This window comes from Amycolatopsis samaneae (assembly GCF_039541975.1).
Taxonomy (GTDB): Bacteria; Actinomycetota; Actinomycetes; order Mycobacteriales; family Pseudonocardiaceae; genus Amycolatopsis; species Amycolatopsis samaneae.
This window is the reverse complement of record NZ_BAABHG010000005.1, coordinates 84012-96558: the sequence shown is the minus strand read 5'-3', so window position 1 is coordinate 96558 and position 12547 is coordinate 84012. Positions and strand designations below refer to the sequence as shown.

At 71.5% G+C, this 12547-nt stretch carries 12 protein-coding genes; 7 read left to right on the top strand and 5 right to left on the bottom strand.

Annotation, left to right across the window (positions count from 1 at the left end; genetic code table 11):
* Positions 1 to 165: 165 nt before the first annotated feature.
* Positions 166 to 1140, top strand: coding sequence for a PI-PLC domain-containing protein (locus ABD987_RS14035; protein ID WP_345391913.1), 975 nt, complete (start codon positions 166 to 168; stop codon positions 1138 to 1140).
* 61 nt (positions 1141 to 1201) lie between these two features.
* On the opposite strand, the gene ABD987_RS14030 is transcribed toward ABD987_RS14035, so the two are convergent.
* Entirely contained in the window at positions 1202 to 2455 is a 1254-nt protein-coding gene (locus tag ABD987_RS14030) for a sodium:proton exchanger (RefSeq protein WP_345391910.1), read from the bottom strand.
* 321 nt (positions 2456 to 2776) lie between these two features.
* On the bottom strand, positions 2777 to 3631 hold the full coding sequence (locus ABD987_RS14025; protein WP_345391907.1) for an alpha/beta hydrolase: 855 nt from the start codon (positions 3629 to 3631) through the stop codon (positions 2777 to 2779).
* Between the two features lie 81 nt (positions 3632 to 3712).
* Here ABD987_RS14025 and ABD987_RS14020 point away from each other — a divergent pair, with 81 nt between their 5' ends.
* Positions 3713 to 4309 carry a TetR/AcrR family transcriptional regulator gene (locus ABD987_RS14020; RefSeq protein ID WP_345391904.1) on the top strand — a complete coding sequence of 199 codons (597 nt, stop codon included), beginning with the start codon at positions 3713 to 3715 and terminating at the stop codon, positions 4307 to 4309.
* Between the two features lie 14 nt (positions 4310 to 4323).
* Here the strand turns inward: ABD987_RS14020 and ABD987_RS14015 are convergent, their stop codons facing one another.
* Entirely contained in the window at positions 4324 to 5676 is a 1353-nt protein-coding gene (locus ABD987_RS14015; RefSeq protein WP_345391901.1) for a TrpB-like pyridoxal phosphate-dependent enzyme, read from the bottom strand.
* 131 nt (positions 5677 to 5807) lie between these two features.
* On the opposite strand from ABD987_RS14015, the gene ABD987_RS14010 reads away from it, so the two are divergent.
* Positions 5808 to 6458 (top strand): GntR family transcriptional regulator, encoded by a 651-nt coding sequence (locus ABD987_RS14010; protein ID WP_345391898.1) that lies wholly within the window; start codon positions 5808 to 5810, stop codon positions 6456 to 6458.
* Between the two features lie 116 nt (positions 6459 to 6574).
* Here ABD987_RS14010 and ABD987_RS14005 read toward each other — a convergent pair whose 3' ends face one another.
* Positions 6575 to 7786 (bottom strand): amidohydrolase family protein, encoded by a 1212-nt coding sequence (locus ABD987_RS14005; RefSeq protein ID WP_378214033.1) that lies wholly within the window; start codon positions 7784 to 7786, stop codon positions 6575 to 6577.
* 109 nt (positions 7787 to 7895) lie between these two features.
* Here ABD987_RS14005 and ABD987_RS14000 point away from each other — a divergent pair, with 109 nt between their 5' ends.
* Positions 7896 to 8807, top strand: a complete 912-nt coding sequence (locus ABD987_RS14000; protein WP_345391892.1) for a LysR substrate-binding domain-containing protein — start codon at positions 7896 to 7898, stop codon at positions 8805 to 8807.
* Between the two features lie 10 nt (positions 8808 to 8817).
* Here the strand turns inward: ABD987_RS14000 and ABD987_RS13995 are convergent, their stop codons facing one another.
* Positions 8818 to 10059 carry a flavin-containing monooxygenase gene (locus tag ABD987_RS13995; RefSeq protein ID WP_345391889.1) on the bottom strand — a complete coding sequence of 414 codons (1242 nt, stop codon included), beginning with the start codon at positions 10057 to 10059 and terminating at the stop codon, positions 8818 to 8820.
* Between the two features lie 231 nt (positions 10060 to 10290).
* Here ABD987_RS13995 and ABD987_RS13990 point away from each other — a divergent pair, with 231 nt between their 5' ends.
* From ABD987_RS13990 to ABD987_RS13980, 3 genes are read left to right on the top strand one after another with little or no spacing between them, the layout of a single operon-like run.
* Entirely contained in the window at positions 10291 to 10716 is a 426-nt protein-coding gene (locus tag ABD987_RS13990) for a RidA family protein (RefSeq protein WP_345391886.1), read from the top strand.
* Positions 10713 to 11390, top strand: coding sequence for a DUF1028 domain-containing protein (locus ABD987_RS13985; RefSeq protein WP_345391883.1), 678 nt, complete (start codon positions 10713 to 10715; stop codon positions 11388 to 11390). Before ABD987_RS13990 ends, ABD987_RS13985 begins: the two co-directional genes overlap by 4 nt.
* The gene (locus ABD987_RS13980) at positions 11390 to 12529 is read left to right on the top strand and encodes a M20 family metallopeptidase (RefSeq protein ID WP_345391880.1); all 1140 of its coding nucleotides are present in this window, start codon (positions 11390 to 11392) and stop codon (positions 12527 to 12529) included. The genes ABD987_RS13985 and ABD987_RS13980 overlap by 1 nt, the downstream gene beginning before the upstream one ends.
* The last annotated feature ends 18 nt before the right edge of the window (positions 12530 to 12547 follow it).

The following is a 12547-nucleotide window of genomic DNA, read 5'->3' as shown; positions in this document are numbered from 1 at the left end:
CGCCGGCGCCGTTCGGCCGAACGGACGGGCCGTCCGGGCAACGGCGGGCGAGGTTCGGGCAGAGTCCGGTGCCGGAGGCTGGTTTTCCCCGCCTCCTCCCCGGAAGCTGGGGAATTCGAAGGACTTGACTCAGCGGAGTTTCGCGACTACGGAGGCGATGTCCGGATGAACAAGCGGGAACGACGTCGGCCGGACTCCCGGGTGGCGGCCGTCGCCGCGGCCCTCCTCTGCGCGGCCACCGGGACCGCCGCTCCCCCGGCCGCGGCCGCCGGGCAACGACCGGTGTACGTCATCGCGCACCGCGTCGACACCCTGGCCGGGGTAGGCGCCGCGATCAAGCACGGGGCCAACGCCATCGAGGTGGACGTCTGCTCCTGGTGGCAGCCGAACGAGTGGCGCGCGTACCACGACTGCTCCTCGGCCGGGAACACCCGCTACGGGCCCAGCGTCGACAGCGTGTTCGACCTCATCGTGTCCGAGGCGCGGGCGGGACGACGGCTGTCCCTGGTCTGGCTGGACATCAAGGACCCCAACTACTGCGGGGAGCAGCCCAACCGCGCGTGCAGTGTCGCCGGCCTGCGCGACAAGGCGCAGAAGCTGACGGCGGCGGGCATCCAGGTGCTCTACGGGTTCTACGAGTACCACGGCGGCAGCACCCCGGACGTCGGCGGACGCGGCTGGCAGAGCCTGCAGGGCAGGCTCGGTGGCCTCGAAGGCATCACCACCACCGGATCGCTCGCGACCGCGCAGGCCGTCTACGCCAGGCACGGGGCGGGACTGCCGAACGGCCGCCGGGCGATGGACTACGGCGATTCCGACATCAGGAACGGCTTCGGCAACTGCGCCGAACCCACCTACTACACCTGCTCGGAACTGAAGAAGGCCGCCCGGTACCGCGACTCCGGCGCGCTCGCGGCGACGTTCTCGTGGACGACCGACTACAACGACCCGTGGTACGTCGACAAACTCCTGGGCGAAGCGGGTGTCAACGGCATCATCGCCGGCTGGGCCAAGAACCAGGTGACCGAGTACAACGACAGCTGGCAGTGCGCCCAGTCCGTCGCCGCGGTCCGCGACTGGGTGAGCAGGCACGGCGCCACCCACCGCATGGCCAACCCCGGCGACCGGCTGTTCCGGTAGGGCTACCCCACCGCGGGCGGTGTGGTCGTCGCGGGCGACGGGTCCCCACAGGCCGAACCGCTCATCGGCGGGTACCGGAGGTCTCGGGCCACCGTCCGATGTGGACTTCAGGGCCAGGAGTCCCGGGACGGCGCCGGAACGGGGCGGCGAGGGTCGGCAGGACATGACGGCGGTTGCGGATCAGGGCGGCGGCAGCGAGAAGCGCGTAGACACCGCAAAGGACGTAGCGGGCGGTCTGGCCCGGCAGCGCGAACTGGGCGGCGAACAGGCCGAGCAGCGACCAGGCGGCCCAGCGGGGGAAACGCAGCGCCAGCAGGGCGGTGACGCCGAGCAGGGTCTGCGTCGCGGTCAGCAGGAACTCCTCGATCTGCCGGGCGTCCAGGCGCAGCGCGGCGCCGCCACCTCCGAACAGGTACGCGATCGGCAGGCTGCCGACCAGCAGCGTCCACTGGTTGACCTTGCTGGAGATCAGCGTGCCGATCGCGTCCGCGCCCTTGCCTCGCACCGCGAACAGGATCGCCACGATGAACTCCGGGGCCTCCGACGCGAGCGGGGCGAGCCACTGCACGAGCAGGAACCGGTCGACGCCCAGCTGTGTGCCGGCGGTGATCAGGTTGTGCGCGAACGGTTCGGCGCAGGCGAGGATGACCGCCGCGGCGAACAGGAACAACGTCACCACCAGGATCCGCCGGGGCCGCGCCGGGAGCGCGCCGATCCTCGCCGCGGGCCCGGCGAGCTCGGGCTCGCCGGCTTCGGCGCGCGAAACCTTCCAGAGGTAGAAGCCGAAGAACCCGAGCAGCGCGCACCCGAGCAGCAGGGAAAGCTGCCCGGTGACCGGGATGACGAAGGCCACGACGGAGGCGATCGCGAGGAAACCGAGTTCCACGCGGTAGGGCGAGTCCAGGGTCAGCTCGCGCACCGTCTTCCCGGTCCGTCCCCGGGCTATCGCGAGACCGATCAGCACCACGAGCGACCAGCCGAGCCCGAGCAGGAGCCGGTTGGACCCGGTCATGTTGGCCGCGGCGTAGGCGACGTAGGCGGGGTCCGACCCCGCGGTGTAGGCGAAGTACAGGTCGACCGCGTACTCCGGCAGCACCGCGATCACGGCGAGGATCGCGATCGCCAGCCCGCCGGAGATGTCGACCTGCGCGGCCTCGGCGGCCCAGGCCAGGACGAAGGACGCGGCGACCACGGCCGTGCCGAACAGCGCCAGCCCCAGCAACGGGCTCGGCGCGGCGCCGGTGAGGCGGAGGACGAGCGCGGGCACGGTGAGCGCGGCGCACAGCCCGATCGGGCGGAGCAGCTTGACGAACACGAGGCGGGGTCCCTTCCCGGACGCGCGACTGCCTCGCCGCGACGTCCAGGGGGTCTCGGCCAGGCACGATCAACTGGCCGAAGGTCTCGCCCACCCAACGGTTCTGGGTGCCACCACCGGAGAACGGGTTCTCGGTGTGTCGACAGTGGACTCGCGGGCTACTCCCCTTCGGAACGAAACCGACAATCCCACCGGGATCACTGTTACCGCAACCGTTTCCGCGAGTGCCCGCGCGGCGATCACCGGAATCCGGGACGAGGAACCCGGAAGATCGCCACGCCGAAAACCGCCGTCACCTCCGGGCGGCCGCGGCGTTCGCGGTCACCGGGCCCGGCAGGTCCTGAGGTAGCTGAGGAACGAGGCCTGCAGGCCGGTCACGTGCGTTTCGCGCAGGACCGCGCTGGTGACGGCCGCGCCGCGGGAGGTGAGGCGGTGCAGGACGGTCGCCGTGTTCTTCGCGAGGCCTTGGTAAATGGCCAGGTCCCCGAGAAGCTCTTGGTCGTTGACGGTCACGTGAAGCCTGGCGGCGGGCGGGCGGTCACCCAGCTCTTGGAGCATGACGAAGATTTGGCTGTCTTCGCCGGCGACGCCGGGGCTGCCCGCTCCTATGCTTTCGAAGAGCGTGCTGCCGCTGAGCCAGGCGTAGAGACCGAAAAGGCCGCCGTAGGAGTAGCCGAAGAGGCCGTGACCGCTCGTGGCCGTGCCGTAGTCGCGTTCGATCCGCGGATGCAGTTCCGCGGTGAGGAAACCCAGGAACGCGTCGGCCTGGGTGTCACGGAGTTCGGCGAGGTAGGCGTCGGCTTCCTCGCGGGTCCTGGTGCCCGATCGAAGGCCCATCTCCACCGCGTCGACGAGTTCCTTGGCGATGGGCTCGCCGGGCGGGACGAGGTCCCTGTTGCGGAGCCGGTCCCAGTGTTGTGCTTCCGCACCCGCGTAGCCGACGCTGACCTGGATGTAGGGCTGGATCGGCCGCAGGGGATCGAGCTGGGTCACGATGAGCGGAGCCGTCAGGCCCACGGCCCAGTTGCCGTCGAGCACGTACACGACCGGCGCTCGCGTCGTGGCGGGGTCGTAGCCCGGTGGTGTGGTGACCCAGACGCCGTAGTCGCGCCCACCGCCGGACCGCGTCTCGAAGTAGTCGGTGTCGGCGAGGCAGCCCTGCCACATGGTGCTCATCGGAGGTCCTTCACAATTCGGCCGGCCAGGAGAACGAGGACGGCGTTGGCGCCGGTCTTTTCCAATGGATAAACTGTGGGAGTGAGCCTGTCAAGCACGGAACGCACCGGCGACGCGCGCGAGCGTCTCCTCACCCGGCTCCTCGACGCCTTCGGCGAGGACCTTCCCGCACCGGAAGTGTCGCTTCGTGAGATCGCCGCCCGCGCCGGGACCAGCCACGCGCTCCTGCGCTACCACTTCGGGTCACTCCCCGGCGTCTTGGCGGCCATGCTCGAGGCACAGCGATCCCGGGACAACGAGGCACTTTTCGAAGCCGCCCGGCAGGGCACCTTCGACGAACTCGTCATGGCGATCTGGCGGACCTACACCCGCCCGGAGCAGTTGTCGCGTGTCCGCGGCTTCTTTCACGTCGCGGGATTGGCCGCGTACAGCCCGGAGGACTTTCGCGAGTTCATCGACTCGCTCGACGATCTGACCAGGATGCTGGCCTCGCTCGCGGAGCGCGAGGGGCGCGGCGCCGCGGAAGCGCTGACCATGGCGACCGTCGCCGTCGCCGCGATCCGGGGTCTGCTCTTACAGGAGGTGCTGACTCCGGCGGGCCACTCCGAGGACGCGGTCGCCTTGATCCTGCGTATGCGCGACGGCCGATCCGGTCCACGAAAACGTCCGGGGCCGTGAGCGCGCGGATTCGCTCACGGCAGTGTCGCCAGCGCCGCGGTCAGCGCCTCCTCCGAGAGGTCGTGATCGGTCATCTCCCCCACCAGATACGCGCCGTACGCGGGCAGGTCCAGGTGCGCGTGCCCGCACAGCGCCGTGAGGATCGCCTTCTCCTCCCCGGTTTCCTTGCACCGCAACGCTTCCCGCACGCAGGCCGCCAGGGCGTGCGTCGGTTCCGGCGCCGGGATGATGCCCTCGGCCCGCGCGAAACGCACTCCCGCCGCGAAACACTCTCGCTGCCCGATCGCGACCGCCTCGAACAGGCCCAGCTCGAAAATGTGCGAGAGCAGCGGCGACATCCCGTGATACCGCAGCCCGCCGGCGTGGATCGGGTCGGGCACGAATTCGTGGCCCAGCGTGTGCATCTTCAGCAGCGGGGTCAGTCCCGCGGTGTCCCCGAAGTCGTAGGCGTAGGTCCCGCGCGTCAGCGACGGGCACGCCGCCGGCTCGACCGCGCGGATCACCGGATTCATCCGCCCGGCGAGTTTCTCCCGCAGGAACGGGAAAGCGAGGCCGCCGAAGTTCGAGCCGCCGCCGGTACACCCGACGATCAGGTCCGGGGTGTCCCCCGCCAGCGCGAACTGCCGCAGCGCCTCCTCGCCGATCACCGTCTGGTGCAGCAGCACGTGGTTGAGCACGCTGCCGAGCGCGTACCGTGCCGAGGGGTCCGCGGCCGCCTGCTCCACCGCCTCGCTGATCGCGATCCCCAGGCTGCCGGGCGAGCGCGGATCGGCGGCCAGTATCGCCCTGCCGGACGCGGTCAGCTCCGAGGGGCTCGGGTGCACCGTCGCGCCGAAGGTCTCCATCATCAGCTTGCGATAGGGCTTCTGGTCGTAGGACGCGCGAACCTGCCACACCTCGCAGTCCAGCCCGAACTGCGCGCACGCGAACGCCAGCGCGCTGCCCCACTGACCGGCGCCGGTCTCGGTGGTCAGCCTCGTGACGCCTTCGGCCGCGTTGTAGAACGCCTGCGGCACCGCGGTGTTCGGCTTGTGCGAGCCGACCGGGCTGACCCCCTCGTACTTGTAGTAGAGGCGAGCGGGAGTGCCGAGGGCCTTCTCCAGCCGTCGCGCGCGGTACAACGGCGAAGGCCGCCAGAGCCGGTAGACCTCCCGGACCTCCTCCGGGATCTCGACGTACGACTCGCCGGTGACCTCCTGGGCGATGAGCGCCCGCGGGAACAGCGGCGCGAGATCCTCCGGCCCGATCGGCTCGCGGGTGCCCGGGTGCAGCGGCGGCGGTGGCGGCTCGGGAAGGTCGGGGACGATGTTGTACCACCGGTCGGGGAGATCGGCCTCGTCCAGGACGTACTTCGTGCGTGCGGCCATCGCGCCTCCTCGGTCGGCGCTCCGACCATAGGACGGCTCCGGTGCCGTGGCCAATCATGCGTGCCACTCCGTGGGCGTAGCCGGTATTTGGTATACTAAATCTCGGGACTCGGGCGAGACAAGGGGGCGGCATGGAGCCGGCAGCGGACTTCGCCTCGGAGTCCGAGCGGGTGACCCGGTGGCTGCGTGACGAGATCCTGGACGGCGTCCGGCCGCCGGGTAGCAAGCTGGTGGAACGGGATCTGGCGACCGAGATCGGGGTGAGCCGGGTCCCGGTGCGGGACGCGCTGCGCACGCTGGTGACCGAGGGACTGGTGACGCCCCGGCCGCGTTCCTGGGCGGTGGTCCGGGAGTTCACCGCCGCCGACGTGGCCGACCTGCACGAGGTGCGGGCGGCGTTCGAGGCGCTGACGTTCCGGCTCGCCGCCCAGCGCCGGACGCGGGACGGGCTGGCCCGGCTGCGCGCGGTGCTGGAGACCGAACTGGCGGCCGCGCGCGCCGGTGATCTGGTGCGGGCCCGCCGGGCGGCGGCGGACTTCCACGAGGTGGTCACCTCGCTCTCGGCGAACGAGTTGCTGGGCGAGCTGGAACGCGGGCTGCGCAGCCGGTTGCGCTGGCTGCTCGGCCAGCACGACGACCTGGCCGCGATCGCCGAGCAGCACGCGGGGCTCTACGCCGCCATCGCCGACCGCGACGTGGCGCGGGTCGAGCGGCTGGTGGCCGAGCACCTGGCGACCGGCGCGCGGGAGGCCACCCGGCTGCACCCCGCCGACGACACTTGAGTCCTCTGTAGACACAGAGCATGTCCCCCCGGTGAGTCGGTCCGTGGGGGCCTCCTTGAGGGACTCTGGCTCCCTCAAGGAGGCCCCCACGGACCGCGGCCGTGAGACTGCGGGGGTCAGGGGCGGAGCACGGCGAGCCGGTCGGCCACCACGACGCCGTCGTGCAGGACCGTGCGGTCGGTGCCGCGGTCCATCACCGCGCTCGCCGGGGTTTCGCCGTCGACGAGCACCAGGTCCGCCCGGTCGCCGGCACGCAGGCCCGGCCGGTCGCCGACGCCGGTCAGCCGCGGGACGTCGTGGTCCATGACGGCGGCACCGCCCATGGTGGCCACCGCGAGGGACAGCTCGATCAGCTCGTCGCGGCGGAACCGGTTGGTGAAGGCCAGCTGCCAGGTCCGGTCCAGCATGTCGCAGTTGCCGTAGGGGCTCCAGTAGTCCCGCTGCCCGTCCTCGCCGAGACCGACCCGCACCCCGGCGTTGGTCAGGTCCACGAGCGAGAGCTGGCCCTCGGCGGGCGGGGCGACGGTGGTCATCGCGATGTCCAGCTCGGCGAAGGCGTCGATGAGCCGGCGGCTCTCCGATTCCGAGATCGAACCCAGCTCGTAGGCGTGGGACATGGTCACCCTGCCCCGCATGTCCAGCGCCCTGACCCGCTCGATCACCAAGTCGGTGGAGAACACCCCGAGATGACCGGGCTCGTGCAGGTGGATGTCCACCTCGGCCTGGTGCTTCTCGGCCAGGCCGAACACGGCGTCCAGGTGTCCCTTCGGATCCTTGTCCACGGTGCAGGGGTCGATGCCGCCGATCACCGTGGCGCCCGCCCGCAGCGCGGCGTCCAAGTGGTCGATCGTGCCCGGCTCCCGCAGGATCCCGGCCTGCGCGAAGGCCATCACGTGCACCTCGGCCTGCGTGGCGAACCGTTCCTTGGCGGCCAGCACCGCCTCGAGCTTCTCCAGCCCGCAGTCGACGTCGACCTGTGCGTAACTGCGCACCCGCGTGGTGCCGCCCGCGATCATCCGCTCCAGGGTCCCCGCGACGCGTTCGGGCAGCGGTACCTCGGCGGTGCGCCAGTTGTGGCGGTCGTTCAGCATCATCCCCCACACGCCGGGCGCCCCGGTGTGCGGCCGGAACGGCAGGCCGATGCGGGTGGAGTCGAGATGCACGTGGACGTCGCTGAAGGACGGGAACAGCAGCCTGCCGCGGCCCTCGACCGTCTTCGCGGGCGGGACGGCCGCCGGGTCGTGCGGGCGGACCGCGGCGATGCGGTCACCGGTCAGCTCGACGTCGCTGCGTTCGCCGCCCCACGGGCGGACGTCACGGATCAACAAGGAGGACACCTTTCTGCGGGGACCACCGAACACGGTTTGGTATACCATTCCAGTCTAGCAGCGGAGAGGTGGAGATGAGCTTCGCCGGTACCGGGGGCAGGATGTCGCCATGAGCGAGCCCTCCTTCACCCTCGTGCAGCTGCGCTACTTCGAGGCGGCGGCCCGGCACCTCAGCATGACCGCCGCGTCGAGGGAACTGCTGGTGTCGCAGTCCGCGGTGTCGACCGCGATCGCACAGCTGGAGAAGGAGATGGGCGTGCAGTTCCTGCTGCGCCACCACGCCAGGGGACTCAGCCTGACCACGGCGGGCGAGGCGTTCTACAAGAGCGTGCTCGACTTCCTCGCCCACGGCACCGAACTCGTGGAGGCGGCGCGGAAGTCCGGCACCGAACTGGTCGGGACGCTGACGGTCGGCTGTTTCGCCACGCTCGCGCCGTTCCGGGTGCCCATCCTGCTGGCGGAGTTCGAAAGCCGGCACCCGCAGGTCCACGTTTCCCTGCGCGAAGGCGAGCACCAGGCGCTCAAGTCGGCCCTGCGCGCGGGCGAGACCGAACTCGCCCTGTTGTACGGCTACGACCTGGACGACGACATCGACCGCGAGGTCGTGGGCACCGCGCCGCCGTATGCCCTCGTCGCCGAGGACCACCGGCTGGCGCGGCGGAAAAGCCGCCGGGTGTCACTCCAGGACCTCGCGGAGGAACCCATGGTGCTGCTGGATCTCCCGCACAGCCGCGAGTACCTGCAGTCGATCCTGAGCGACGCGGGCGTGCGGCCCCGGATCCGCCACCGCACCACCGGATACGAGACCGTCCGCGCGCTCGTCGCGTACGGCCACGGCTTCGCGCTGCTCAACCAGCGCCCGCCGGGCGAGACCACCTACTCCGGGGCGCGGGCCGTGCCGCTCACCCTCACCGACGACGTCCCGGCGCTGGAGATCGTCGTGGCCTCCATGCGCGGGGCCCGGCTCACCCGGCGGGCTCAGGAGTTCCGCGAGCTGTGCCGCGACCGCTACGCGGGCTGACCGGCGGGGATCACCGGCTCAGGTAACCACGCTGGGTCGCGAGGTGGTCGGCGACGAACCTGGCGTCGTGCCACACGCCCCAGATGAAACTCGAGCCGCGGCGCGCCTGCCAGGGCAGGCCGAGGAAGTACACCCCCGGTTCGGCGGAGACCCCGCGCCGGTGCCGCGGTTTGCCGTGTTCGTCCAGCGCGTCCCCGTGCAGCCAGCTGTAGTCGACGGCGAACCCGGTCGCCCAGACGATCGCGCCGACCCCGGCGGCGGCGAGATCGAGTTCGAGGATCGGGTCCGTGACACCGGCGGGGTCCGGCCCCAGCACGCGGGCCTCCGGCTCCTCCGGCAGGTCCAGCCCGTTGCGCGCGACGTAGGCGTCGGCCTCGTCGAGCAGCGCGAGGTAGTTCGCGTCCCCGTTGGCGATGTTCGTCCCGAGGTCCGGCGCGAAGCGCAGGACGCCGTCCTCGTACGAGCCGGTCATGCCGACAAGGTCGATCCCGAGCCCGGCGAGGGCGCGGAAGTCCACCGTGTGCCCGCCGCGCGCGCCGCTCACCGCGATGGTGACGTGCTCGGCCCCGGACGGCGGAGTGTCCGCGTCCCACTTGCCGAGGACGCCGAGCCACCAGCAGAAGTCGCGCTCGCGGTACCGGCGAGGGGGACGGTCGTGCGGGCCGACGGAGAGGTAGACGCGCCGGCCGGCCCGGCGGAGTTCCTCGGCGATCTGCACGCCCGACGAGCCCGCGCCGACCACCAGCACCGCGCCCTCGGGCAGCTGCGCCGGGTTCCGGTAGGCGCTGGAGTGCAGCTGCGTGGGGCCGGCGCCGGCGGGCACGATCGGCGGGATCACCGGCCGCTGGAACGGCCCGGTCGCGGCGATCACGAACCGGGTGTCGTACGTGCCGTCCGAGGTCTCCACCCGGAATCCGGGCCTGCCCTCGTGCCGCCGCACCGAGGTCACCTCGACCCCGGTCCGCACCGGCGCCGCGATCTTCTCCGCGTAGGCCTCGAAGTAGTCCGCGACCTGGTCCTTCGACGCGAACGCGTCCGGGGCGAGGCCGGGGAACTCCAGGCCGGGGAACCGGTCGTGCCACGCGGGCCCGTTCGCCACCAGCGAGTCCCACCGCTCCGACCGCCAGCGCTCGGCGATCCGCTTCCGTTCCAGGACGAGGTGCGGCACCCCGGCCTCGCCCAGATGCTCGCTCATCGCCAGGCCTGCCTGACCCCCGCCCACGACGAGGGCCTCCACCTCTTGGCTCGACATCCCAGACCTCCACTCCCGCTGTGCGTCTCAGCGGATCCTGGCGGCCCGTTGATGTCCGTGTCCAACAGATGTTTCCGGCGCACAAGATCTGATCTGCCAATGCAGTGGTGCATCGGAAAATCAGATTCATTGGTCCGGAAACATCTGTTGGACAGAAGGCGAGGCCGCGGTCAGGCTGTGGCGACCGCGCCGCCGAACCGGCCGGCCACCGCCTCCGGGAAGGACCACGCAGTGACTGTCCACCGTCGCATCCGCCCGTTCAACACCCGCGACACCTACCCCGAGCAGCAGCTCGACAACGACCTGTGCCAGGCGGTCGTCGCTAACGGCACCGTGTACGTCCGCGGCCAGATCGGGCAGGATCTCGACACCAGCGAGTCGGTCGGCATCGGCGACGCCGCCGCGCAGGCCGAGCGGGCCATGGCGAACATCGCCATGCTGCTGGACGAAGCGGGCAGCCGGATGGAGCACCTGGTCAAGCTCACGATCTACCTGATCGACCCGCGCTACCGCGAAGCGGTCTACCGCGTCGTCGGGCGCTGGACCAAGGGTGTGCACCCCATCTCGACCGGAGTGGTGGTGTCCGCGCTCGCGCGGCCCGAGTGGCTGTGCGAGATCGACGCCATCGCCGTGATCCCGGAGGAGGAGAAGAAGTGACCTTTTCGATCGTGGCCCGCGAGAACGCGGGCGGTACCACGCGATTCGGCATCGCGGCGAGCTCCTCCAGCCCCGCCGTCCTCGCCCGCGTCGCGCACCTGCGCCCCGGCGTCGGCGCCGCGGCCTCGCAGAACATCACCGACCCCCGGCTCGGTGGCCGTCTCCTGGACCGGCTGGCCGAGCACGGTGATCCGGAGCGGGCGCTCGCCGAGGTCACCGGTGCCGCCGAGCACATCGCGTACCGGCAGCTCACCGTGCTCGGCCGCACCGGCCCCGGCTTCGCCCACAGCGGATCGCGCACCCTGGGCACCCACGGTTCGGCGGCCGCCGACGGTGTCGTGGCCGCGGGCAACATGCTGGCGGGCGAGCACATCCCCCAGTCCATGGTGGACGCTTTCACCGCCGCCACCGGCGAGCTGGAGGAACGGCTCCTCGCCGCTATGCGCGTCGGTCTCGCCGCCGGTGGCGAAGAGGGTCCGGTCCGCTCCGCCGGTGTCGTCGTGGTGTCCGATGTGGACTGGCGGGTCACCGACCTGCGGGTGGACTGGGCCGACGACCCGATCGACCGGCTCGCCGAACTGCTCGACGTGTGGCTCCCCCAGCGCGACGACTACGTCACCCGGGGTCTCGACCCCGCTTCGGCGCCCTCCTACGGCGTGCCGGGGGACGCGTGATGACGGCGCTCAAGGACGCGGCCCGCGCGAACGTCGACCGGCACGCCGAAGAACTGATCCGGCTCTCGGAACGGCTGCACGCCGACCCCGAGACCGCCTGGGAGGAACATCGCGCCGCCGCGACGGTCCCGGAACTGCTCGACCGCGCCGGGTTCGCCGTCACCTCGCGGTACCTCGGCCTGGACACCGCCTTCTACGCGAGCTTCGGCTCCGGGCCGGCACGGATCGCGCTGTGCGCCGAGTACGACGCGCTGCCCGGCCTCGGCCACGCCTGCGGCCACAACCTGATCGCGGCGAGCAGTGTCGGCGCGGCACTCGGACTCGCCGCCGTGGCCGACGACGCCGGGCTCACCGTCGAGGTTTACGGCACCCCGGCCGAAGAAGGCGGCGGCGGGAAGATCGAGCTGCTCGACCGCGGCGCCTTCGCGGACGTGGACCTCGCGATGATGGCGCATCCCGCGCCCGTCGACGTCGCCGAGGCCCGGCCGTTCGCCGTCAGCCACTCGAAGATCTCCTACACCGGCAGGTCCGCGCACGCCGCCGCCTACCCCGAGGCCGGGATCAACGCCGCCGACGCGTTCACCGTCGCCCAGGTCGCGATCGGCCTGCTCCGCCAGCAGCTCCCCGCGTCCGCGCGGGTGCACGGGGTCGTCACGCATGCCGGGGACGCGCCCAACGCGATCCCCGAACACGCCACCGGCCGCTGGTACGTCCGCGCCGAGACACTCGCGGAGCTGGCCGAGCTGGAGCCACGGGTCATGCGGGCCTTCGAGGCCGGGGCGCTGGCCACCGGCTGCGAGCTGTCCGTGGAGCCGGAAAGCAAGCCCTACGCCGAGTTCCGCGCGGACGAGACGGCGCTGGACGCCTACCGTGCCAACGCGCTCACGCTCGGCCGCGAGTTCGCCCCGGCGGGCACGGCGTCCCGGATGAACCGCGCCTCCACCGACATGGGCAACGTCTCACAGGTCGTGCCCGCCATCCATCCGTACCTCGGCATCGGTTCCCTCCCCGCGACCAACCACCAGCGGGAGTTCGCCGCGCACTGTGTCGGCGGCACCGCCGAACGCGCGCTGCTCGACGGCGCGATCGCGCTGGCGTGGACCGGTGTCGACCGCGCGACCCCCGAGGGCCGCTCCTAGCGTCCCCACGAGATCCGG